Here is a 22,745-nt window from a genome sequence, read left to right on the forward strand (position 1 = left end):
TCATACCCGGGCACTCGAGGATGCCGCCGATATGGTGAGTGCCATGGATGTTCCGGATGCGCCGGCCACCGTTTCTGCAGTCGATCGCGCGGGGCGGACGGCAGCCGGCCTGAGCGCCGCGGATGTCGCGGAGCGGGTCGCCTCTGGGCGCACGAACGCATTCGATGCAGACACCAGTCGCACCTGGTGGAGCATCATCCGCGCGAACGTCTTCACCCTCTTCAACGCGATCGTGTTCGCGTGCTTCGCGGCGTTGCTCGCACTCGGCCGGTGGCAGGATGCGCTGTTCGGGCTCGCGGCGATCTTCAATGCCCTGATCGGTTGCTACCAGGAGATTCGAGCCAAGATCGCCCTCGACCGTCTCGCCCTGCTCAATGCCCCGCGTGCGCGGGTGCGGCGCGACGGGGTCGAGGCCGAGATAGCGCCCGCCGATGTCGTGCAGGACGACATCCTCGTCCTGCGGGCCGGCGATCAGGTGCCCGCGGACGCAGAAGTGCTGAGCGAGCAGGGACTGCAGGTCGACGAGTCGATGCTGACCGGTGAATCGGACCCGATCGACAAGCATCCGGGCGGGCAGCTCCTCAGCGCCTCGATCGTGGTCTCGGGGCGCGCCGATGCCCGGGCGACGCAGGTGGGCGCGGACTCGTACGCGAACAGATTCGCGGGTGAGGCCAAGCGATTCTCGCTCGTCCAATCGGAGTTGCGGCGCGGCGTCAACAGGGTGCTCGCCTGGGTCGCGTGGGGCATCGGGCCGATTGCACTGCTGGTCACCAACGCCCAGGTGCAGGTTCAGGGCGGGTGGGACGAAGCCTTCGCGGATGGGTCCTGGCGCCAGGCGGCGGTGGATTCGATCGCCGTCATCACTGCCATGATCCCGCTGGGGCTCGTACTGCTGACCAGCATTGCGTTCGCGGTCGGAGCGGCGCGCCTCGCGGCCGAGAAGGTTCTGGTGCAAGAACTCCCCGCGGTGGAGGGCCTCGCCCGCGTCGACATCATCTGTCTCGACAAGACCGGAACGCTCACCTACGGCGACATCGCCTTCGATGCGGTGTACCCGTTCGATGATCGCGCGACGGGCTGGCGGGACGCCCTCGGCTGGTTCGGCCGCGCGCCCGATGCGAACGCGACCGCCCGGAGCCTCGCCGAAGGATTCCCCGCGGGCGCAGCCTTGGTCGCGGAGCGCGAAATCCCGTTCTCGTCCAAGCGCAAGTGGAGCAGGGCGTCGACGTCAAGATCATCTCCGGGGACAGCCCGCAGACGGTCGCCGCGATCGCGCGCGACCTGGGACTTGACGTGCCGCACGGGTTCGATGCGCGTGAGCTGCCGGAGGACAGCGATGCGCTCGCGGACGTGCTGAGCCAGCACACGGTATTCGGCCGGGTCTCGCCCGAGCAGAAGAAGGGCATCGTCGTCGCGCTGCAGTCCCGAGGCCGTGTTGTGGCGATGACCGGTGACGGCGTGAACGACGCGCTGGCGATCAAACAGGCCGACATCGGCATCGCGATGAACTCCGGGTCCGCCGCCACGAAGGCTGTCGCGCGGCTCGTGCTGCTCGACGGAAAGTTCTCCCATCTGCCGGCGGTGGTGGCCGAGGGCCGGCGCGTGATCGCGAACATGGAACGCGTTTCGATGGTGTTCCTGACGAAAACCGCCTACGCCACCACGATCGCGATCCTGTTCGGCATCATGATCATGGAGATCCCGTTCCTGCCACGGCAGCTCTCGATCACGGATGGCCTGACGATCGGCATCCCCGCCTTCTTCCTGGCGCTGCTGCCGAACACGCAGCGCTACATCCCCGGCTTCCTCAGGCGTTCGCTGAGTTTCGCCATTCCCGCGGGGTTCGTCGTCGGCCTCGCCCTCACCGTGTTCTCTCGCATCGCCGGGCATCTGTGGGGTGTGCCCATTGAAGAGCTGCGTACGGGGTCGACCATCATCGTCGCCGTGCTGGGTATCTGGGTGCTGGCGCTGATCTCTCTGCCGCTCAGTTGGACCAAGGCCGCCATCCTCGTCGCGATGATCGGCGGGCTCACGATCATCCTCAATGTGCCGATCGCGATCGACTTCTTTCAGCTCGTCTGGCCGCGCGAGGTCGCCGTGATGCTGATCGCCGGACTCTGTGCCGTGGGCATCGTGCTGATCGGCATCATCCGTGCCGTGCAGCAGACCTACATTCGCCGCCAGCTCACGAGCCTTCCCGAGCGTCGGTTGAACTCCGGAAACGACTGAGGGTGATCTATGTGGGCGACCGCTGAACTGCATATTCATGGCGCTGGGAAGCTTGACCTCGCGGTGTGGGCCGCGGAGGTCGACGCTCTTCTACTCGCCGGTTTGGACAGCTGACGTGCGCGAGACGGAGCTCGTGCTCGGGCGGCGCTGGATTCTGGTTCTCGAGCCCGGCGAGGAGGTCATCGCTGCCCTCGACGAGTGGTGTGCGCGAACGGGAGTCCGCGCGGGCACCGTCGACCTCTTCTTCGGCGCGTTCCGTTCGGTGACACTCATCGCGGGTCGGGACGACACCGTGGACCCGGAACTGCCGCTGCCCACGTCGGTCGAGGTTGCCTATCTCGAGGGCATCGGCTCGGGTTCGATCGCCCAGAAGGACGGTTCGGCACGGGTGCATCTCCACGTCGCGGCGGGCGTCAAGAGCGCGGGTGGTGCCGCCTATGCCGGCCATCTGCTGTCGGCCGAGGTGCACTACACGGTGGAGGTCGTCGTGCAAGAGGTGCTGTCTCCCGAACTCACCCTCCGTGTCGATCCTCGCGCGCACGGGATCGGATGCCTCTTCTTCGAGTGAGTGAAACTTTTTCGTCAAGCCCTCGTCGGCCGCAGGTTTACGAGCATCCCAGGCGGAGCGCGGCGGCGGCCATCGAGTCGAGCTCGAACTGCTGCACGTCCTTCATCGACTGGGCGACCTGAAGCACCCGAGGCTCGGACCCGAGGCGCAGGACCGCATCGACCATGTCGATGGCACCCTCGTGGTGTCGCGTCATGAGCGTCAAGAATTGGCAGTCCGCGTCGACGCCCGAAGCGGCCTCGAACGCGTCGAGTTCTTCCTCGGTCGCCATGCCCATATCGCGCAGCAGCTCGGCCTCGGTCGCGGGCGCGGCGGACGAACCGTGGTCCAAGTGGCCGGGATCGTCGGCCATCCATGCCATCAGCGTTCCACCGCGCTGAGGCAGACCCCACGAGACCAGCCACGAGTACATCTCGCCCGCTTGCGCCGACTGCGCCGTGGCGATGTCGTACGCGAGCGCCCGCAGGTCGGCATCGTCGGTCTCGCGGTAGAGCGTCATGGCCATGTCGACTGCCTGAGCGTGGTGCACCTGCATGTCACGCGCGAATCCAGCCTCTGCGGAGTCGGTCGTGGGAGCGGATGCCTCGGCCGCCACGCCGAACGTCGAGAAGCGGCCGATCGCGAACGCGAGCGCGGCGACGGCGACGGCCGCCAGGGTGATGAGCAGCCAGCGCGGGGGACCCGTCCGCTCCGCCGTCATCCGCTACTGCTTACCGGGGCCGTCGATCGCGCCCGTGCACGCCGCGTTCGGCTCGGGAGCGTTCTGGTTGCGCCAGTACTCCTCGAAGAACTCGCTGACCCGCTCGTCGCCGGCCGAGTCGAGCTTCAGCTGCGCGTTCCAGGCGCTCAGAACGATCGGGCTGTCGAGACCCTCGTAGGGCGAGAGGATGACGTAGCTCGAGGGCAGCTGGCTTTCGAGCGCCGCGAGCTCGTCGCCCTGGACGAGCGCGGGGTCGTAGGTGACCCACACGGCGCCGTGCTCGAGGGAGTGCACCGCGTACTCGTTCTGCTGCGGCTCGGTGTAGATGCCGCAGTTGAGCCAGACCTGGTTGTGCGGGCCGCCGGCGGGCGGGGACTGCTCGTAATCGACGACGCCTTCGACGTGCGTGGTTTCGTTCGTGAACGTCTCGACACCCTCGATCTGAGCGCCCGTTCCCCCGGCCTCGAAGGTGGGTGCGGGCTCGGGTGCGAAGACGATGGATGCGACGACCACGCCGGCAATCGTGAGAGCGGCGACCCCGCCGACGATCCACCACATGAGACCGCGTCGGCGCCGCTTGGCGACCTGGCGCTGATACTCGGCGAGCTTCTCTTGCCGCCGCTTCTCACGCTGCTGCTTGATCGTGAGGTCGGCCTGGGCCTTGTTCGCGGGGTTACCGCTCGTGCTCTTCGGGGACATGCGGGGGCTCTCGGCTCGGGTTGCGTCGGGAGTCGCGCTCGCGCGCGGGTGTGCTGCAAGTGTATTCGCCCGCATCCGTGAGCGGGCTGGGCGTCGTCGCTGCAGCTGTAGGATAGGGTCACCGAATCGATTCGATGCCGCGACGTCGTTCTTCGGGTTCCGCGACCGCTCCGTCTCTTCCGAGGTTTCTTCGTGCCCGATCACTCCGCCACCGGCGCCATCCGTACCCTCGGGCCGAACCCCGCGACAGCGCCGATCATGCTGCACCCCGGCGATCGCATCTCGACCGGCCGTCGCATCGTCTACGTCATCCTGTTGGGGGCGTTGACGGCCCTCGGTCCGTTCACGATCGACCTCTATCTGCCCGCATTCCCGGTGCTCGAGGCCGACTTCGACACGACCGCCGCCGCGATCCAGCTGACCCTCACGGGCACGATGATCGGGTTCGGCGTCGGTCAACTCCTCGTCGGCCCGCTCAGCGACAAGGTCGGGCGACGCCTGCCCCTGATCGGCGTGACGGCGCTGCACGTGCTCGCGAGCGCGGCGGCCGCGATCGCCCCGACGCTGATGCTGCTCGGCGTCTCACGTGTCGTGATGGGTGCGGGTGCCGCGGCGGGCGGCGTCGTCGCGATGGCGATCGTCCGCGACCTCTTCGGCGGTCGACGTCTTGTCGTCATGCTCTCGCGCCTTGCGCTCGTCAGCGGTGCGGCACCCGTTATCGCGCCCCTCATCGGCTCGGCGCTCCTGCTGGTGATGTCGTGGCGCGGCCTCTTCGTCGTGCTCGCGATCTACGGTGCGGTCATGCTCGTGGCGGCGATCGCGCTGGTGCCCGAGACGCTGCCGCGCGCGCGGCGCCACGAGTTGGGGTCCACCACCGTGGGCCAGCGGTATCGCAGCGTCCTGACCGACCGCGTGTTCCTCGGCGTGCTGATCATCGGAGGCATGACGTTCAGCGGCCTGTTCTCGTACCTCTCCGCATCGTCCTTCCTCTTCCAGCAGTCGTTCGGGTTCGATGCGCAGCAGTACGGGCTCCTTTTCGCCGCGAACTCGCTGGGACTCGTGGCCGGCGTGCAGATCGCCTCGCGCCTCGCCGCCCGGTATGGACCGCAGTGGGTGCTGGCATGGTCCACGTCGACGCTGGTCGTCGCCGGCGTCGCGATCATCCTCGCCGATCAGATCGGCCTGGGCCTCTGGGGCATCCTCGTGCCCCTCTTCGTCTTCATGACGGCGTGCGGATTCACGTTCCCGTGTGTGCAGGTCCTGGCTCTCGACCGGCACGGCAAGGCCGCCGGTACCGCGGCATCCATCCTCGGGGCCGTCAACTTCGGAGTCGCCGGTTTTGTGTCGCCGCTTGTGGGCTGGATTGCCGGAGACACGGGTATCACGGCGACCACGATGGCCGTCGTGATGGTCGGATGCTCGGTGATCGGCGTACTCGGGTTGTGGCTGGTCGTGCGCCCACGCTCGGTGCAATCGCTCACTCCCTGACAGAATCGACGGATGCCGTCATCCGCCCCGTCGCCAACTGCACCGTCGTCATCCGCACCGTCCAGACGCACCACGACAACCCTGCTCATCACGGGTGTCGTGCTTCTCGCCCTGGCGGCCGGACTCGGCGCGTGGATCGCGGTCGGCCGGGGCAACGCCCCGTTCACGGTCGACGCCCTGTGGGCGAGTTGGCTGGCCGACGGTCGCACCCCATTCCTGCTCTGGGTGTCGTTCGCGATGAACTGGCTGGGCGGCGGCTGGTTCGGCATCCTGGTCGTCCCGCTCGTGGTTGTCGGCCTGTTCGCGCTCCGCAGGCGATGGTGGGCGGCCGCGTATTTCCTTGCGGCGTCGGCGGCGTCGGCGCTCGTCGTGCAAATCCTGAAACGCTTGTTCGGGCGCGCGCGTCCCGAAGAGATCATCGTGTTCTCGGACTTCGGATCGTTCCCCTCGGGGCATGTCGCGAACGCGGCGACGATCGCCGTGGCGTTTGCCGTGATCTTCCCGCGCCTGTGGGTCATCCTCACGGGAGTTGCGTGGGTCCTGCTGATGGCCTTCTCGCGCACCTACCTGGGCGCGCACTGGCTGAGCGACACGCTCGGTGGAGCGCTCGCCGGTGCGGGTGCCGCGCTCATCCTGGCGGCCGTATTCGCGCGAGTCATCCCTCTCACCGGACGGGAGCGCGTCGGTAAGCTCACCCCATGAGTGAGCCCTCGCCGGACGTTTCCCCCGTCGAACTCGCGAGACTCCGCGCCGAGGCCGAGTTGGCAGAGGCGCAGCTTGCGGCGGCACAGGCACGGGCGGCGCTCGCTAACGCCGAGGCAACGGCCGCTCGGCTGGGCGTGACGACGACGGGGACGGGATCGACTGCTGCGTCCGCTGCGCCCGCTGCGAGCGCCGGGCCGCTGAGTGCCGAGCAGGTCGAAACCATCACGCGGGGATACTCCTTCGCCGAGGCTGCGCTCGATCTCGGCGCACTGGTCAACGGTGAGGCGGTACCGGGCGCGCAGGTGCGCATCCCCCTCGCGATGACAAACCGGCATGGCCTCGTGGCCGGGGCGACGGGCACGGGCAAGACCCGAACGCTGCAAGGTCTCGCGGAGCAGCTGGCCGCGCACGGTGTGCCGGTCTTCGCGGCCGACATCAAGGGCGACCTGAGCGGGGTCGCCGTGGCGGGCGAGTCGAGCGAGAAGCTCTTGGCTCGCACGGCGGCGATCGGGCAGGACTGGAGGCCCGAGGCATCCGTGGCGGAGTTCTTTGCACTGGGCGGCGTCGGTTCGGGCGTACCCGTGCGAGCGACGGTCTCGGGGTTCGGTCCCCTCCTCCTGTCGAAGGTGCTCGGCCTCAATCAGACCCAGGAATCGAGCCTCGGACTGGTGTTCCATTACGCCGACCGGAACGGCCTGGCCCTGGTCGACCTGTCCGACCTGCGCTCGGTGCTCAGCTATCTGACGAGCGACGAGGGCAAGGCCGAGCTCGAGGGGCTGGGCGGTCTGTCCAAGGCCACGGCCGGTGTCATCCTGCGCGAGCTGATCACGTTCGCGGATGGCGGGGCCGACGTCTTCTTCGGTGAGCCCGAGTTCGATGTGACGGACTTCCTGCGAACGGCGCCCGACGGGCGCGGGGTGATCAGCCTGCTCGAGGTTCCGGGCGTGATCGAGCGCCCCGCGCTCTTCTCGACGTTCCTGATGTATCTGCTCGCGGAGCTGTTCGAGCTGCTGCCCGAGGTGGGCGATCTCGACAAGCCCAAGCTCGTCTTCTTCTTCGACGAGGCTCACTTGCTCTTCCGTGACGCGTCGAAGGACTTCTTGGCCGCGATCACCCAGACGGTGCGCCTCATCCGGTCGAAGGGGGTGGGGGTGTTCTTCGTCACCCAGACCCCGAAGGACGTGCCGAGCGACGTGCTCGCGCAGCTCGGCTCGCGGGTGCAGCACGCGCTGCGTGCCTTCACTCCGGACGATGCCAAGGCGCTGCGCGCCACGGTCGGCACGTATCCCACCTCGGGCTACGACCTCGAGCGCGTGCTGCAAGAGCTCGGCACCGGCGAGGCGATCGTGACCGTCATGAACGAGAAGGGTGCCCCGTCGCCGGTCGCCTGGACGCGGTTGCGCGCGCCACTGGGGTTGATGTCGCCCGCCCCTGGAGCCGTGATCGAGTCGACCATCGCGGCATCGGCGCTCCTGCCCCGATACCGGGATGCGATCGACCGCGAGTCCGCTCGCGAAATCCTGGCGACCCGGATGAACGCGGCGCACGCCGCACAGATGGCAGAAGACGCCGCCGAAGCCCAGGCGAAGATCGACGCCGAACTCGCCAAGCAGCGGGCCGCGATCGAGCGAGCGGATGCCGCGGCAACGAAGAAGGCGCGCTCCTCGACTTCGCGATCGCAGAAGTCGACCATCGAGCAGGTGCTCGGATCGAAGGCGACGCAGACCATCCTGGGCGGAGTCATCCGGGGGATCTTTGGAACCGGTCGGCGTTAGTTCCCGACGCTAATACCTATCGACAGAGGTACACCGCCCTGAGTCGGCGTACGATGGCGCTATGGCGACGAAGCCCCCCGCATCAGATATCGACGAGTCCCGCGTGCATGTCACCCGCCCCAAGAAGGTCGCGGTCGGCATCCCGGCGGTGCTGCACGCCCTCCAGATCTCGGTCGATCAGATGGGTGTCGCGCGTACGGCGCAGACGCTTCTGAAGGTCAACCAGAAGGACGGTTTCGACTGTCCCGGATGCGCGTGGCCCGAAGAGGACAAGCGGCACATTGCGGAGTTCTGCGAGAACGGAGCGAAGGCCGTCGCCGAAGAGGCGACGATCCGCCGTGTTCCGCCGGCCTTCTTCGCCGAGCACTCGATCGCCGACCTGTACGGGCACGACGACTACTGGCTCGGGCAGCAGGGGCGGCTGACGCATCCGATGATCCTCGACGACGGCGCCACGCACTACCGACCGATCTCGTGGGACGACGCGCTCCGCACCATCGCCGATGAGCTCTCGAGCCTGGACGATCCCGACCAGGCCGTTTTCTACACCTCGGGGCGCACGTCGAACGAGGCGGCGTTCCTCTACCAGTTGCTCGTGCGCGGGCTGGGTACGAACAACCTGCCGGACTGCTCGAACATGTGCCACGAGTCGAGTGGCTCGGCGCTCACGCAGACGCTCGGAATCGGCAAGGGCACGGTGTCGATCACCGACATGCACGAGGCGGACCTGCTGATCGTGGCCGGGCAGAACCCGGGCACCAACCACCCGCGCATGCTGAGCGCGCTCGAGAAGGCCAAGGAGCGCGGCGCGAAGATCATCGCCGTCAACCCGTTGCCCGAGGCCGGGCTGATGCGTTTCGAGAATCCGCAGACGCCGAAGGGCATGGTTCTCGGCGGGACGAAGCTCGCCGATCAGTTCGTGCAGATCCGCCTGGGCGGCGACCAGGCGCTGTTCCAGGCCATCGCCAAGCACCTCATCGAGGCGGACGACGCATCCGATGAGGCCGAGGGCGTCATCGACCGAGCGTTCATCGCGGCGCACACGAGCGGCTTCGCCGAGTTCGACGCCTTCATCCGCCAGGTGCCGTGGAGCGAGCTGGTCACGGCGACCGGCGTCTCCGAAAAGGAACTCCGCGAAGTGGGCGAGAGCGTTCGCCTGTCGAAGGCGACGATCGTCTGCTGGGCGATGGGCCTGACCCAGCACAAGCACTCGGTCGCGACGCTGCGAGATGTCGTCAACGTTCTGCTGCTGCAGGGCAACATCGGGCGTCCCGGCGCCGGGGTCTGCCCCGTGCGCGGCCACTCGAACGTCCAGGGCGACCGCACGATGGGCATCTACGAGAAGCCGTCCACAGCGTTCCTCGACGCCCTCGACGCCGAGTTCGGCTTCAGCGCGCCGCGCGAGCACGGCTACGACACGGTCGAGGCGATCCGGGCCATGCGCGACGGCAGGGTTCGCGTGTTCATGGGCATGGGGGGCAACTTCGTCAGCGCGACGCCCGACACCGCAGTCACCGAGGCGGCTCTCCGCCGCACCGAGCTGACCGTGCAGGTCTCGACCAAGCTCAACCGCTCGCACCTCGTGACGGGACGCCGGGCGATCATTCTGCCGACGCTCGGACGCACGGACCGCGACGTCCGCGGCGGAGTCGAGCAGCGCGTCACGGTCGAGGATTCGATGGGTGCCGTCCACGGCTCGCGAGGGCGGCTCGTGCCCCCCGCCGAGGACATGCTGAGCGAGGTGGCGATTCTCACGCGACTTTCGGGTCTGCTGTTTCGCCCGGATCCGTCGTCGGACCCGTCCGGCCAGCCGCCGGTGCACAACGGGAACCATGATCGCGGCTATCCGGAGCGCTCGCCGCAGGAGGAGCGCGAACCGAAGACCGACCCGCCGGAGGCCGGAACCCCCGCGAACTACCCGCGCGCCGACTGGGCCGCTCTCGAGCGCGACTACTCGCAGATCCGGCTGCACATCGAGCACGTGATCCCCGGGTTCGAGGAATACGACCGTCGCATCGCCAAGGGTCGGACGTTCTACCTGCCCAACGGTCCCCGTGATGAGCTGTCGTTCGCGACCGAGACCGGCAAGGCCATGTTCACGGTCAACGACCTCGAGTACCCGATCATCCCCGAAGGGCGACTGCTGCTGCAGACGCTCCGCTCGCACGATCAGTACAACACCACGATCTACGGCAAGGACGACCGGTACCGCGGCATCCACGGCGGGCGCCGCGTGGTCATGGTCAACGCCGACGACATCGCCGCGCTCGGCTTCGCTGAAGACGAGATCGTCGACCTCGTTTCGGAGTGGCGTCGGCCGGACGGGACGCTCGAGGAGCGCCGGGCCGAGGAGTTCCGCATCGTCGCGTACAGCACCCCGCGCGCCAACGCGGCGGCGTACTATCCGGAGACCAATGTGCTCGTGCCCCTGGATTCGACGGCGGATGTCTCGGGCACTCCGACATCCAAGTCCGTCATCATCCGCCTCGAGCACCGGGACGTTGCATAAAGTAAAGAGGTGAGCGCCCTCGCAACACCCACCGGCCGTGAAGATGCACTGCAGGCGTCACCGCGCCCGGATGGCGAGGCGCCGCGCGCTCTCGTGATCGGCTCGACGGGGTACATCGGGGCGCGCCTCGTGCCGCGCCTGATCTCGGCGGGCTATCGCGTCCGCGTCCTGGCGCGCCAGGCATCCCGCGTCGCCGCGTACGAGTGGGGCTCCGACGTCGAAGTCGTCGTGGGTGACGCCGCGGACCCCGAGGCCGTGACTCGGGCCGTCGAGGACGTCGACGTGCTCTACTACCTCGTCCATTCGATGGCGGCGGGCAAGAATTTCGCCGACGTCGACCTCGCCGCCGCGCGTGCTGTGGCGTCGTCATCGGCCGAGGCGGGCGTGCGACGCATCGTTTATCTCGGAGGCCTGCATCCCCAGGACGTCGAGCTCTCGCGCCACCTGCGTTCCCGGGTGGAGGTCGGCGAGGCGCTGCTCGACAGCGGCGTGCCGACGCTCGTGCTGCAGGCCGGCGTCGTCATCGGATCGGGCTCCGCGTCGTTCGAGATGGTGCGCCACCTGACCGAGGTGCTGCCGTACATGCCGGCGCCGAAATGGGTGCGCAACCACATTCAGCCCATCGCCGTGCGGGACGTCCTGCACTATCTGCTGGGTGCCGCTCGGGTCGATCCCGAGGTATCGCGGACCGTCGACATCGGCGGACCTGACGTCCTGCGATACGGGCAGATGATGAACGGCTACGCGGTCGAGGCGGGCCTACCGCAGCGTCCCATCGCACCGCTGCCGGTGCTGACGCCTCGCTTGGCTTCGCACTGGGTCGGCGTTGTCACCCCCATCCCGGCCGCGCTCGCACGTCCCCTCGTCGAGTCGCTGCAGAATGACTGCGTCATGGCGAATCACGACGTGGACGACCTGATCCCGCAGCCCGAGGGTGGGCTCACGCCGTATCGTCGCGCGGTCGCCCTGGCTCTCGGTCGTGAACGCGAGGGTGTCATCGAGACCAGCTGGCTGGACGCGGCGGTCCACAACGCACCGAGCGATCCCTTGCCCGCCGACCCGGACTGGTCGGGGCGCACGGTGTTCACCGACGCGCGCGTCGCCCAGACGTCGGCCTCGGCCGAGTCGCTCTGGCGCGTCATCGAGGGCATCGGCGGCACGCGCGGTTGGTACTCGTGGCCGCTCGCTTGGGCGGTGCGCGGATGGATGGACCGCTTCGTCGGCGGAGTGGGACTCCGGCGTGGTCGCCGCAACCCCGACCGCCTCGCCGTCGGCGATGCCCTGGACTTCTGGCGCGTCGAGTCTCTCGAGCGCGGGGGCCGGGATGAGCCATCCGTCCTGCGCCTGCGCGCCGAGATGAAGGTGCCCGGCCTTGCGTGGCTCGAGATGAAGGCCGTCCCCGAGGGTGCGGGATCGCGCTACGAGCAGCGTGCGGTGTTCTTCCCCCGCGGGCTCTCGGGCCGCTTGTACTGGATCGCGGTGCTGCCGTTCCACGGGTTCATCTTCGCCGGGATGGCGGCCCGGATCGTGGCGGCCGCCGAGCAGGCGACGGCCGGCGCCGCCCCCGCGAACGCCGAATAGGCTGGGCGGGTGAACGCCAACCCGTATCGTGCAGTCGTGATCACGGTCTCAGACCGTTCGGCTGCGGGCTTGCGCGAGGACCGGAGCGGCCCCGCGGCCGTCGCGGGTCTGCGGGTGGGCGGTTTCGACTGTGCCGATCCCGTCATCGTGCCGGATGGCGCCGACAGCGTCGAGTCGGCGTTGCGCGCTGCACTCGCCGAGGGCGCGCGGCTGATCGTCACCACCGGTGGCACGGGTGTCAGTCCACGCGACGTGACGCCGGAGGGAACCGCTCGCGTCATCACGCGGGAGATCCCCGGCATCGCGGAGGAACTTCGTCGCATCGGCGCATCCGAGAAACCCGGCGGCATGCTGTCGCGCGGGTTGGCCGGGGTCGTCGACGCTGACGGTGGCGGGGCGCTCGTGGTGAATCTGCCCGGCTCCACCGCGGCCGTCGGCTCGGGCATCCCCGTCATCCTGTCGATCGCGCGCCATGTCATCGACCAACTTGCCGGAGGGGACCACACGTGACCGACACGCACAGTGCGGACGGTGTGCGCCTGGCGCGCATCAGCACCGAACCGATTGAGCTCGGTAGCCATCTCACGGCCGTCGAGGACGCGTCGGCCGGTGCGGTGACGACCTTTGTCGGCCGCGTTCGCGATCACGATCCGGATGCCTCGGGTGCCGTCGTCGCGCTGGAGTACACCGCTCACCCCGACGCCGAGATGACCCTGCACCGGATCGCGTCCGAGGCGATCGGATCGTCCGAGGCGATCGTCGCCGTCAGCCACCGCATCGGGAGGCTCAGTGTGGGCGACGCCGCCGTCATCATTGCCGTCGCTTCGCCCCACCGGGCGGAGGCCTACGAGGTCAGCCGCACGGTGATCGAGGCGATCAAGTCCGAGTTGCCGGTCTGGAAGCGTCAGGTCGAGGCCGACGGCACAACCGCATGGAAGGGCCTCGGCGGCTGAGTCGCTCGTAGTGCTGCGTGTCACTTCGACAGGCTCAGTGACCGCGGGCAGGGTGGGGCGGGTCACTTCGACAGGCTCAGTGACCGGAGGGCGCAGCGGCGTGCTTCAGAACGGGGGTGGATCCGTGTTCGGGACGAAGTAAATCGCTGGAGGCGGCCTGTCGATGTAGACGTGTCCGCCGGGCGAGGTCCATTCCAGAACTCCGCCGCCGAGCTGGCGGACCGACCAGGCGGTTTCGCCCTTCAGGGTGTGGTGACGCTTGCAGAGGCAGGCGAGGTTGCAGGTGCTGGTTTCGCCGCCCAGGGCGTAGTCGAGGGTGTGATCGCGGTCGCACCGGTGGGCGGGTTGCCGGCATCCGGGGAACCGGCAGTGCTGATCCCTCGCCCGCAGGAACCGTTTCATGTCCGCCGAGGGCGTGTAGCGGTCGACGGCGAGAACACACCCGGTGATCGGGTCAGCCAAGACCCGATCCCACCCGGTGGCGTGTCCGGCGAGCTGACGAGCGGTGGCGGGGTCGATCGGGCACCGCCCGACCAACTCGGCCGGCTCGTCGGTCACGCCGGCCAGCGCGAGAGCGGGGACGGTAACGTTCACGATCCCGCGGATCGCGCCCAGTCCGCCGAAACCGTCCGAGAGCCCCGCACCAGTCTCCACTGTGGGGGTCGTCGTGAGGAGCATGTCGGCGACGAGGTCGGCCCGGATCTGATCCAGCGTGCGAGTGTCGGTCGGATCGGCGTTCTTCAGCGTTTTTGCTTGCTGGGTGAGACGGTCGTGCATCGCGTGCGCAAGCACCGCGGGCTGGATGGTGCTGAACTCCGCCATTCCGTCCCCGATGTCCCGCACACTCGCACCCCGCGACGCCCGCGCCTCCTGATGCCGTTCGGTCAAGGTCCGAGGCTGCAACGACTCCGCAAGCCGTGCGAGCGACGCCCCCAGCCGTCCCGGCGTGGTTTCTTCGGCACGCAGGAGCGCTTCAGTTTCGAACAGGGCACGCGCGTCGGGGTCCGTGAGGGGCAGGCCGTGTTCCATGATCGTGCGAACGTGCCCGGTGTTGACTCGTCCCTGTTCCCAGGCGTTGAATGTGGCGGGGAACTTCTCGGTCAGGGTGGCGGCGTCGTTCATGTGGCGTTGCACGGTCCGATCGGACATGCGCGCAGCTGCGCCTAGTTCTGCCGCCAGTGCCCGCAGCGGTAGCTCCGCCTCGCGGGAGGAGGGCGAGCCGAGTGCTGCTACCCGACGCGCCCCGACGGCGGCTGCGCGGGCGAACACGCGGGCTTCCGCGGCCTGGGCTTGCGCGACCGCGGCGCGCGCTTCGTCGATGTCGTGCGCGAGTTCACGGAACTCGGTGTCGACCTCGCGAATGATCGAATACATGTTCGAAACTCTACGGGCGACCTCCGACATCCGAAGGGCAAAAAGCGCCCATTTCAGCCCGGAACTACGCCGAAAACATGAGAGTTCTCACATCTTCGGGGAGGCGATGCGGCGGGTCACTTCGACAGGCTCAGTGTCCGTGAGGCACAAGCTCAGTGACCTGTTCGCGACTCAGCCCCCGGCGAAGGGGGGCAGAACGTCCACGAGCACATCGCTCGCGAGCGCTTCGTCGTCGCCCGCCCGGGAACCGCCGACCAGCACGGCGCAGCGGGGAAGGATGCGTCCCAGCTCGGGGTAATCGTTCGTGAGCGCGGCACGGAGGTCACCGAGCGTCGGCTCGGAACGTACCTCTTCTTCGCGGCCGGCGGCCTCTTCGGCGGCGGCGAAATAGCGGACGCGCGCCACTAGCGCTTCTCCGCCCACTTTTCGGCGAGTTCCGTGATCGCGCGGACGGCTTCGCGCACGGACTCGGGTGAACCACCGGCCCGGCCGGCAACGAGTCCGGCAACGAACGCGCTGACGGGCGCGGCGGGACGAGCCACACCGTTCGCCACATCGCGCGCCAGATCGAGGATGAGCGAGACGTGGACGTCGTCGTTCGCCAGTTCGAAGCGCTCGCCGAGGGCATTCGCCCACTCATCCAGCGCCTCGGGCGGAAGGGTGCGGTCAGACCCTTCAGGCGGCGTCTTTGATTCAGACACAGTGACGTCCTCTCCGGGCGCGTCCGAAAGACGACGAGCCCACTCAAGATCCTCCCACGTGTCGACATCCCGGGTCGCGGCCAGGGGCGCTTCGACCGCCACCAGGCGCAGCCCGCTGACGAGGGCTCGGACGGGGGCGTCGCGTCCGCTATCGGGCACGGATGCGGCGGCATCGCGCAAGGCGGCGGTCCGGTACAGGGCGGTCAGCCACTGCGACCGACCCGACGCATCCGTCAGATGCGCCCCATCCTGATTCGGTGCGTCGAGCGGCAGCAGCGCGAGCGCCTGATCGACTCCGGGTAGGTCACAGGCGAGCACGAGCGTCCACTCGGCCTCGACGCGGGGGAGAGCGGCGATGATCGCCGCGACCGGACCGCCGAACGGCGGGTCCTCGCGGACCCACTGCACCCGCGGGTCATCGAGCATCTGCTCTGCCGCGACGATGATCCGTTCCGCGCCCGCGGAACGCGCCGCGGCGATCGTTCGGGTCAGGAGAGCGGTGCCGCCAACCTCGAGCAGTGGTTTCTGCGCGCCGCCCAATCGGGACGCCCGTCCGCCCGCGAGGACGATCGCGTCGAACCCGCCGGGCGTCACGCCTCGCCGGGGCGCTTCCACGATCCCGATCGTCCGCCTTCTTTGGCCGTGATCCGGACGTTCTCGATCGAGCTCGACTTGTCGAGTCCCTTCACCATGTCGACGATCGCGAGCGCGGCGACCGAAACGGCCGTGAGGGCCTCCATCTCGACGCCCGTGCGGTCGGCGGTGCGGACGGTCGCTTCGATGGCGACGCCCCTGTCTTCGACGACGAGGTCGACGGATGCGCCGTGCACGCCGATGATGTGCGCGAGGGGGAGCAGCTCGGCGCAGCGCTTGGCGCCCTGGATGCCCGCGATGCGGGCGACGGCGAGCACATCGCCCTTCGGCACACTGCCGTCGCGGAGCGACGCGACGACCTCGGGGGCGCAGCGCACGAATCCGCGGGCTGTCGCTGACCGCACGGTCGGCTGCTTGTCGGTGACGTCGACCATGCGCGCATTACCGGAGGAATCCAGATGGGTGAAGCTCATGACACCAGCATGACATCGACCGCGTCGCCGGGTTCTACTCGCGAGAGCTCAGCCGCCACGATCGCGTAGGCCTCGGCGCGGGCGAGACCGCCGGCCAGGTGCGAGCCCGAGCCACCCGCCGTTGCCGGGCGGACGGTCCAGCGTGCGGGGTCGGTGCGATCGATCGCCGCCGGCAGATACTGACGGCGACCGGGCGGGGTCGACCAGCCCTCGGATGCGGGCAGTCGCAGGAGCGGACGATGCAGGTCCGTGCGTCCCTGCATCGCGAAGAGGGCGGGACGAACGAAGGTCTCGAACGACACCGCCGAGCTGACCGGGTTGCCGGGCAATCCGAAGAACAATGCGCCCCCGGGCAGCACTCCGAAGCCCTGCGGCTTGCCGGGCTGCATCGCGACCTTCACGAACGAGATCGCAGCATCCGAACCGAAGGCGTTCTTGACGACCTCGTAAGCGCCGGCGCTCACCCCACCCGACGTGATCACGACATCCGCGTCGACGGCGGAAGCCAGGACAGCGCGGAAGTCGTCTTCGTCATCCCCGACGCTTCCGACATGGATGACGTCGGCTCCGGCCTCACGCGCGAGTTCCGACAGCAGCACCGAGTTGGACTCGGGGATCTGCCCGCGGCGGAGCTCGGTGCCGGGTTCGGCGAGCTCGGTGCCCGTCGAGAGGACGACCACGCGCGGTGCGCGGCAGACCGATACGCGCGGCACGCCCGCCGCGGCGGCGGCCGCCAGCTGCAGGGCTCTGAGCGGAACGCCTGCGGGGATGATCTCGTCACCGGTGTGGGCGTCGCCGCCGCGCCGCCGCACGTGGGCGCCGTCCGCACGTGGCGCGACGAGCACAACCGCCTGATCCAGGGAATCGTCGAGGCCGCCGACCGTGTCCTCGAACGGCACGACCGTATCGGCGGCCGTGGGCAGGGGCGACCCCGTCATGATGCGGGCCGCTTCGCCGGGACCGAGCGGGGGATCAAGATCCGTGCCCGCCGGCAGATCGGCGACGACCCGGAGGGCCACGGGCGCCTCGGCCGTCGCCGACCGAACGTCGGCGAAACGAACGGCGAAGCCATCCATCGCCGAATTGTCGAAGACGGGGATATCGACGCGCGCGAGGACCGGCGCGGCGAGGGTGCGACCGGATGCCGCGGCCAGCGGGAGGTCGACGGTGTCGGTCAGGCTGACGGCGGCGAGGATCTCGGCGAGGTGCTCTTCGACCGTGCGGAGGCTCATGCGTCAGCCGTCGTGAGGGAGGTCGCGAGGTGGCGCGCGAGGTCGGACGCCGCCCAGGCATCCATCCCGCCCGTCAGCACGATCGCCTCGACGCCGACGGCGGCCAACGCTCGCGCCGCCCGGGTGGCCCGGATACCGGCCTGGCAGATCACGACGACGGGACCGCCGATCGTCTCCGCGAATGCGTTCGGGTCGGCGAGTACGGCGCCCAGGGGAAGGTGATGCGAGCCCGGGACCGTGCCGCTCGCGAGTTCGTGCTGTTCCCGTACGTCGATCATCGTCGGGGCTGTGCCTGCGGCGAGGGCTGCGCTCAGTCCGTGCGCCGAGATCTCGAGGATCGGCGGTGTCGCGGCGGGGGAGGAAGGTGCCGGCGGGACGGATGCCTCGGCACCAGCGGGACGCAGCGGCACCTCGCGCTGCCGGGCGCGCAGGCTGTCGATCACGAGCACACGGCCGAGCAGGGGTTCGCCGATACCGGCGATGAGCTTGATCGCCTCGATCGCCATCAGGCCACCCACCTGCAGGCAGAGCGCCCCCAGCACACCGACGTCGGCGCAGGTCGGCACGAAGCCGACGCTTCCCGAGGGGTAGAGGTCACCAAGGCGAATGGGGTCCGTGCCCGCGGGAGGCGCGCTCCAGAAAACGGTGACCTGGGCGGCGAACTCCTGCACCGTGCCCCACACGAGCGGCGTGCCCAGCGCCTCGCAGGCTGCCGCGACGGCCTCGCGCGTGTCGAAGGTATCGCTGCCGTCGATCACGAGGTCGGCCCCCGCGAGCAGGTCCTTCGCGTTGGCGGGGTCGATGCGGGTCTTCCGGCCGTCCACCTGGGTCTCGGGTGAGAGCCCCGCGATCCGTCGGGCGGCGCTGTCGACCTTCGGTTCGCCGACATCCGCGAGGGAGTGAATCACCTGACGTTGCAGATTGGATGCCTCGACCACATCGTCATCGATGACCGTGAGCGTGCCGACCCCGGCGGCCGCGAGGGCGAGCAGGACGGGCGAGCCGAGCCCCCCGGCGCCCACGACCGCGACGTGCGCGGCTCGCAACCGACGCTGTCCGAGTTCACCGAACCCGGCGAGGCTGGCGTGCCGGACGGTGCGCGCGCGCTCGCTCTCGCTCAGGGCGGCGACGGGCTCGACGAGGGGTGGGAGAGGCATGAGCCCAGGGTAATCCGGTGGCTGAGCGGTCGGGGCGGCCGGGATCGCCGTGCCGTCCGCACGACAGGTCGCCGACACGCCGGTGCATCCGGGCCCGTCGCGGGGTGTCGCCGGATGGATCGTGCGGACGGCACCGGGTGAGCCGAGGGCGTCGCGCGGGCGGAGGCACGCTGCATCCGCACGAGCGGAGATAATGCCGAGACAAACACGCAAATGCGGAGCTAGGATCGGGAGATGCGCAGTTACAAGATCGCCGAGGCGGCACGGCTGCTCGGGGTGAGCGACGACACCCTGCGCCGCTGGGTCGAGCAGGAGCTGCTCCCCACCACGGGTGCCACGCCCGCCGAGATCCCCGGCCCGGAACTCGCCGCCCGCGCGGTCGAGCTCGCCCGCGCCGCCGCAGACCCGACCGACATCCTCTCCAGCGCCCGCAACCGCTTCGTGGGGCTCGTGACGCACGTGCAGCTCGACGGCGTCATGGCCCAGCTCGACATTCAGGCGGGCCCGCACCGCGTCGTGTCTCTACTCTCGGCGGAGGCCGTTCGCGAGATGAACCTCGAGGTCGGATCCCTCGCGGTGGCCGTCGTCAAGGCGACCAACGTCATCGTCGAAGCCCCGCGCGAATGAGTGCACGCGGCGCTGTGCGGGGGCCGGCGCGGTTTGCCGCGCTGGCCGCAGCCGCCGCGATCACCCTCGCCGGATGCGCGGCGACGCCCGGGTCGGAGCCCGAGGCATCCGATTCCGGGGAACTCTCGGGCACTCTGTCCGTCTACGCGGCGGCCTCGCTCGCGACGGCATTCGACCGGATCGCCGAGGAGTTCGAGGCGGAGAACCCCAGGGTCGATATTCTTCCCCTCGTGTACGACGGATCGAGCACACTCGCGCGGCAGATCGTCGAGGGAGCGCCCGCGGACGTCTTCGCGGCGGCCGACGAGACGAACATGACGACCGTTGAAGACGCCGGGCTGGTCGCCGGTTCCGCCGAGTTGTTCGCCAGCAACACGCTCGTGATCGTCGTTCCCGCCGGCAACCCGGGGGGAGTGACATCGCTCGGTGACCTGGCGGACCCCGATCTGTCGATCGTCCTGTGCGCTCCCGAGGTGCCGTGCGGCGCCGCTTCCACAGCGCTGCTCGCCGCTGCCGGTGCCGGTGCCGGCGTCGAGGTCCAGCCCGTGAGCGTCGAACAGAACGTCACGGCGGTCCTGACCAAGGTCGCGACGGGCGAGGCGGACGCGGGGCTCGTCTACCGGACGGATGTCGTCGACCGCGACGACGTCGAGTCGATCGTGCCCGACGGAGCGGCGGAGGTCGTCAACAGGTATCCGATCGCCGCGCTCGCGGACGCCGCCAACCCCGAGGCAGCCGCAGCGTTCGTCGGCTTCGTGCTGGGTGCCCGAGGGCAGAAGATCCTCGCCGACTCAGGGTTCGGGACGCCGTGAGGCTTGCCCGCGCCACGGGAGGATTCGTCCCACCGATCCTCGCTCTCCCGGCGGTTCTCGGCCTCGCGCTGCTGATCGTGCCCCTGGGGGCGCTCGTCGCCCGGGTCGAGTGGTCGACGCTGTGGGCCGACATCACATCGCCCGTGGCGCTCGACGCGCTCTGGCTGTCGCTCCGCACCGGAATCATCGCCACCGGGATCTGCGTCATCCTCGGCGTTCCGCTCGCGCTCGTGATCGCCCGTTCGGGTCCGCGCATCTCGGCGCTGCTGCGCGTCATCGTGACGGTGCCGCTCGTGCTGCCGCCGATGGTGGGCGGGGTCGCGCTGCTCTTCTTGTTCGGACGCACCGGCCCTCTCGGACAGGCGCTGGAGACCTGGGGCATCCAGATCCCCTTCTCGACGACCGCGGTCGTGCTCGCGCAGACGTTCGTCGCGCTGCCCTTCCTCGTGCTCGCCCTCGAGGGATCGATGCGCACAGCGGGCGTCGAATTCGAGCGCACCGCCTCGACGCTCGGGGCGGGTCGATGGCGGATCCTCTGGCGGGTCACGTTGCCCCTCGCCGCGCCCGGGCTGGTTGCCGGCGTGATCCTGGCGTTCGCTCGCGCGATCGGGGAGTTCGGGGCGACAGCGCTGTTCGCCGGCAATGCACCGGGCGTGACCCAGACGATGCCCCTCGCGATCTACACGGCCTTCAACGGTTCAGGGGTGGGGCAGGGGACCGCCGTCGCCCTCTCCCTTCTCCTGCTCGTGACCGCGATTCTGGTGCTGCTGCTCGTGCGCGCTTGGCGTCCGAGTCGCGGAACGACGGGGGTCGCGGGATGACCGGCGCAGCGCTCGCCGCCGACATCGTCGTGACGCGTAAAGATTTCCGGCTCGAGGCGAAGATCGCGTGCGCGCCCGGTGAGGTCGTGGCCGTGATGGGCCCGAGCGGGGCGGGCAAGTCGACCCTGCTCGCGGCGATCGCGGGGTTGACCCGGTTGAGCGAGGGGAACATCCGGATCGGCGAACGGGATGTCGCATCCGTCGCGAGACCGCGTCGGCACATCCCGGCGGCCCAGCGCGGCGCGGTGCTTCTGGGTCAAGACGCCCGTCTGTTCCCGCACCTGACGGCGCGTGAGAACATCGCGTTCGGTCCCCGCGCCCGCGGCATCGATCGCAAGGTGGCGCTCGGCGATGCGGACGACTGGCTGTGGCGCGTCGGCCTGCCGGGAATGGGCGACCGTCGGCCCGCTCAACTATCGGGTGGTCAACAGCAGCGGGTCGCGATCGCACGTGCGCTCGCGACCTCGCCTCAGGTGCTGCTGCTCGACGAACCGCTCACGTCGCTCGATCCCGAGACGGCTGCCGATGTCCGCGCCATGCTGCACGATCAGCTCGCGGCGACACACGCGACCGCGGTCGTCGTGACGCACGACGCCGTTGATGCGGCGGCCCTCGCGACGCGCCTGATGGTTGTCGAGGGCGGGCGTGTCACCCAGCACGGGGCGGTCCGTGACGTGCTTCGGGCCCCGGCCACGCGCTTCGTGGCGACGGTGGCGGGAGTGAATCTGATCCACGGCGTCGCCCACGATGGGCGTTGGCGTGCGCGGTCCGCTTCCCCCGAGGTGCTCATCGGGGCCGCGGACGACGTGTCGCTGGCAGCGTCCGCCGCGGAGGGCGCGCCCCTGGCCGCGGTGTTCCGGCCATCGGATGTGCGCCTGGAACGCGCCGTCGAGTCCACGTGGACGGGCGCGCTGCGGCTCGCGGCGGAGGAGCAATCGACGCCGGGAACGTGGCTCGCGCGGGTCGTCCGCGTCGAGCAGACGCCGGCGGGCGCACGTGTGCACACCGCCGAACCGGCCGTCGCTGCTGATGTCTCGGCCGACGACATCGTCGACGCGGGCTTTGCGCCGGGAGCCCCCGTCCGGGTCCGAGTCGAGCCCGCGGTCGTGCGGTTGTTCGCGCCCCCGGCGGGCGCATGAACCAGACGGCATATGCCATCCGCCCGTTTCTCGTCGGCGATGAGGGGCGGCTCGCGGAGATCTGCGTGGGGACCGGAGACGCGGGAGCGGACGCGTCCGGGCAGTACTCGTCGGACTCGCTCCTGCCCGATCTGTTCGTCCTGCCGTATGTGACGAGGCACCCGGATTTCGCCTTCGTGGTCGATGGCCCGAATGGCGTCGCGGGGTACATCGTCGCTGCACCCAACACGGATGCCTTCTACGAATGGTTCCGGCAGGAGTGGTGGCCCGCCCGCCGCACCCGCTACGCCGACGCCACGGGTGCGCTCGACCCGCGAGATGCGCACTTCGTGGCCCACGCCGATGGCCTCCGGGCGGGCGCCGAAGAGCACGCGGCTCGCTACCCGGCGCACCTGCACATCGACCTCCTTCCCGAAGCCCAGGGCAGCGGACTGGGGCGCTCGCTGATCCGGATCCTCGCCGAGAAGTTGCGGGCGTCAGGAGTGACGGGGCTGTACCTCATCGCGAGCTCCGCAAACACCGGGGCCGTCGCGTTCTACCCGCGCGTGGGGTTCGAAGCCCTGCCCTCGGACGAGGGCGCGCGGGCGTTCGGGATGATCCTGTAGCCC

At 69.4% G+C, this 22,745-nt stretch carries 21 protein-coding genes and 1 pseudogene; 14 read left to right on the forward strand and 8 right to left on the reverse strand.

All coding sequences use genetic code 11. The features are described from left to right. The first annotated feature begins 43 nt into the window (after window positions 1–43). A pseudogene (locus CGU34_RS17315) lies at window positions 44–2,229 on the forward strand (HAD-IC family P-type ATPase). A 115-nt stretch (window positions 2,230–2,344) separates the two neighbouring features. Then, window positions 2,345–2,797 carry a PPC domain-containing DNA-binding protein gene (locus tag CGU34_RS04045; protein ID WP_157811218.1) on the forward strand — a complete coding sequence of 151 codons (453 nt, stop codon included), beginning with the start codon at window positions 2,345–2,347 and terminating at the stop codon, window positions 2,795–2,797. Window positions 2,798–2,834: 37 nt separating this feature from the next. Here the strand turns inward: CGU34_RS04045 and CGU34_RS04050 are convergent, their stop codons facing one another. After that, window positions 2,835–3,497 (reverse strand): DUF305 domain-containing protein, encoded by a 663-nt coding sequence (locus CGU34_RS04050; protein WP_100813338.1) that lies wholly within the window; start codon window positions 3,495–3,497, stop codon window positions 2,835–2,837. A 3-nt stretch (window positions 3,498–3,500) separates the two neighbouring features. Further along, the gene (locus CGU34_RS04055) at window positions 3,501–4,196 is read right to left on the reverse strand and encodes a DUF3105 domain-containing protein (RefSeq protein ID WP_100813339.1); all 696 of its coding nucleotides are present in this window, start codon (window positions 4,194–4,196) and stop codon (window positions 3,501–3,503) included. A gap of 258 nt (window positions 4,197–4,454) precedes the next feature. On the opposite strand from CGU34_RS04055, the gene CGU34_RS04060 reads away from it, so the two are divergent. From CGU34_RS04060 to CGU34_RS04090, 7 genes are all read left to right on the forward strand, one after another. Next, window positions 4,455–5,684 carry a multidrug effflux MFS transporter gene (locus CGU34_RS04060; RefSeq protein ID WP_100813388.1) on the forward strand — a complete coding sequence of 410 codons (1,230 nt, stop codon included), beginning with the start codon at window positions 4,455–4,457 and terminating at the stop codon, window positions 5,682–5,684. Window positions 5,685–5,696: 12 nt separating this feature from the next. Beyond that, complete coding sequence (locus CGU34_RS04065; protein WP_100813340.1) at window positions 5,697–6,386, forward strand: phosphatase PAP2 family protein; 690 nt, start codon at window positions 5,697–5,699, stop codon at window positions 6,384–6,386. Continuing rightward, the gene (locus CGU34_RS04070; protein WP_100813341.1) at window positions 6,383–8,164 is read left to right on the forward strand and encodes a helicase HerA-like domain-containing protein; all 1,782 of its coding nucleotides are present in this window, start codon (window positions 6,383–6,385) and stop codon (window positions 8,162–8,164) included. Before CGU34_RS04065 ends, CGU34_RS04070 begins: the two co-directional genes overlap by 4 nt. A gap of 61 nt (window positions 8,165–8,225) precedes the next feature. Beyond that, a complete protein-coding gene (locus tag CGU34_RS04075) occupies window positions 8,226–10,673 on the forward strand; it encodes an FdhF/YdeP family oxidoreductase (protein ID WP_100813342.1) in 2,448 nt (815 codons plus the stop codon). A gap of 9 nt (window positions 10,674–10,682) precedes the next feature. Then, window positions 10,683–12,254 (forward strand): SDR family oxidoreductase, encoded by a 1,572-nt coding sequence (locus CGU34_RS04080; RefSeq protein ID WP_100813343.1) that lies wholly within the window; start codon window positions 10,683–10,685, stop codon window positions 12,252–12,254. Between the two features lie 36 nt (window positions 12,255–12,290). Then, window positions 12,291–12,764 (forward strand): MogA/MoaB family molybdenum cofactor biosynthesis protein, encoded by a 474-nt coding sequence (locus CGU34_RS04085; protein WP_232711527.1) that lies wholly within the window; start codon window positions 12,291–12,293, stop codon window positions 12,762–12,764. Then, the gene (locus CGU34_RS04090) at window positions 12,761–13,207 is read left to right on the forward strand and encodes a molybdenum cofactor biosynthesis protein MoaE (protein WP_198517675.1); all 447 of its coding nucleotides are present in this window, start codon (window positions 12,761–12,763) and stop codon (window positions 13,205–13,207) included. The genes CGU34_RS04085 and CGU34_RS04090 overlap by 4 nt, the downstream gene beginning before the upstream one ends. A gap of 105 nt (window positions 13,208–13,312) precedes the next feature. Here CGU34_RS04090 and CGU34_RS04095 read toward each other — a convergent pair whose 3' ends face one another. From CGU34_RS04095 to CGU34_RS04120, 6 genes are all read right to left on the reverse strand, one after another. Further along, window positions 13,313–14,581: an HNH endonuclease signature motif containing protein gene (locus CGU34_RS04095; RefSeq protein ID WP_157811219.1), complete on the reverse strand. Its 1,269-nt coding sequence runs from the start codon at window positions 14,579–14,581 to the stop codon at window positions 13,313–13,315. A gap of 171 nt (window positions 14,582–14,752) precedes the next feature. Further along, window positions 14,753–14,986 (reverse strand): MoaD/ThiS family protein, encoded by a 234-nt coding sequence (locus CGU34_RS04100; protein ID WP_036301206.1) that lies wholly within the window; start codon window positions 14,984–14,986, stop codon window positions 14,753–14,755. Beyond that, the gene (locus CGU34_RS17320; RefSeq protein WP_157811220.1) at window positions 14,986–15,897 is read right to left on the reverse strand and encodes an NTP transferase domain-containing protein; all 912 of its coding nucleotides are present in this window, start codon (window positions 15,895–15,897) and stop codon (window positions 14,986–14,988) included. The genes CGU34_RS04100 and CGU34_RS17320 overlap by 1 nt, the downstream gene beginning before the upstream one ends. After that, window positions 15,873–16,349, reverse strand: a complete 477-nt coding sequence (moaC, locus tag CGU34_RS04110) for a cyclic pyranopterin monophosphate synthase MoaC (protein ID WP_036301200.1) — start codon at window positions 16,347–16,349, stop codon at window positions 15,873–15,875. The genes CGU34_RS17320 and moaC overlap by 25 nt, the downstream gene beginning before the upstream one ends. Beyond that, on the reverse strand, window positions 16,346–17,581 hold the full coding sequence (locus tag CGU34_RS04115) for a molybdopterin molybdotransferase MoeA (protein WP_100813347.1): 1,236 nt from the start codon (window positions 17,579–17,581) through the stop codon (window positions 16,346–16,348). The genes moaC and CGU34_RS04115 overlap by 4 nt, the downstream gene beginning before the upstream one ends. Continuing rightward, window positions 17,578–18,738 (reverse strand): ThiF family adenylyltransferase, encoded by a 1,161-nt coding sequence (locus CGU34_RS04120; protein ID WP_100813348.1) that lies wholly within the window; start codon window positions 18,736–18,738, stop codon window positions 17,578–17,580. The genes CGU34_RS04115 and CGU34_RS04120 overlap by 4 nt, the downstream gene beginning before the upstream one ends. A gap of 234 nt (window positions 18,739–18,972) precedes the next feature. Between CGU34_RS04120 and CGU34_RS04125 the strand changes: the two genes are divergently transcribed. Genes CGU34_RS04125 through CGU34_RS04145 form a run of 5 tightly spaced genes read left to right on the forward strand, consistent with a single transcriptional unit; the run spans window position 18,973 to window position 22,742 of the window. Then, window positions 18,973–19,365 carry a TOBE domain-containing protein gene (locus CGU34_RS04125; protein ID WP_100813349.1) on the forward strand — a complete coding sequence of 131 codons (393 nt, stop codon included), beginning with the start codon at window positions 18,973–18,975 and terminating at the stop codon, window positions 19,363–19,365. Continuing rightward, complete coding sequence (gene modA / locus CGU34_RS04130) at window positions 19,362–20,177, forward strand: molybdate ABC transporter substrate-binding protein (protein ID WP_100813350.1); 816 nt, start codon at window positions 19,362–19,364, stop codon at window positions 20,175–20,177. Before CGU34_RS04125 ends, modA begins: the two co-directional genes overlap by 4 nt. Then, window positions 20,174–20,998 carry an ABC transporter permease gene (locus CGU34_RS04135; RefSeq protein ID WP_198517676.1) on the forward strand — a complete coding sequence of 275 codons (825 nt, stop codon included), beginning with the start codon at window positions 20,174–20,176 and terminating at the stop codon, window positions 20,996–20,998. The genes modA and CGU34_RS04135 overlap by 4 nt, the downstream gene beginning before the upstream one ends. Continuing rightward, window positions 20,995–22,137 carry a sulfate/molybdate ABC transporter ATP-binding protein gene (locus CGU34_RS04140; protein ID WP_100813351.1) on the forward strand — a complete coding sequence of 381 codons (1,143 nt, stop codon included), beginning with the start codon at window positions 20,995–20,997 and terminating at the stop codon, window positions 22,135–22,137. Before CGU34_RS04135 ends, CGU34_RS04140 begins: the two co-directional genes overlap by 4 nt. Then, complete coding sequence (locus tag CGU34_RS04145) at window positions 22,134–22,742, forward strand: GNAT family N-acetyltransferase (protein ID WP_100813352.1); 609 nt, start codon at window positions 22,134–22,136, stop codon at window positions 22,740–22,742. The genes CGU34_RS04140 and CGU34_RS04145 overlap by 4 nt, the downstream gene beginning before the upstream one ends. Window positions 22,743–22,745: the final 3 nt, after the last annotated feature.

The organism is Microbacterium lacus (assembly GCF_002812805.1).
In the GTDB taxonomy this organism is placed as follows: domain Bacteria; phylum Actinomycetota; class Actinomycetes; order Actinomycetales; family Microbacteriaceae; genus Microbacterium; species Microbacterium lacus_A.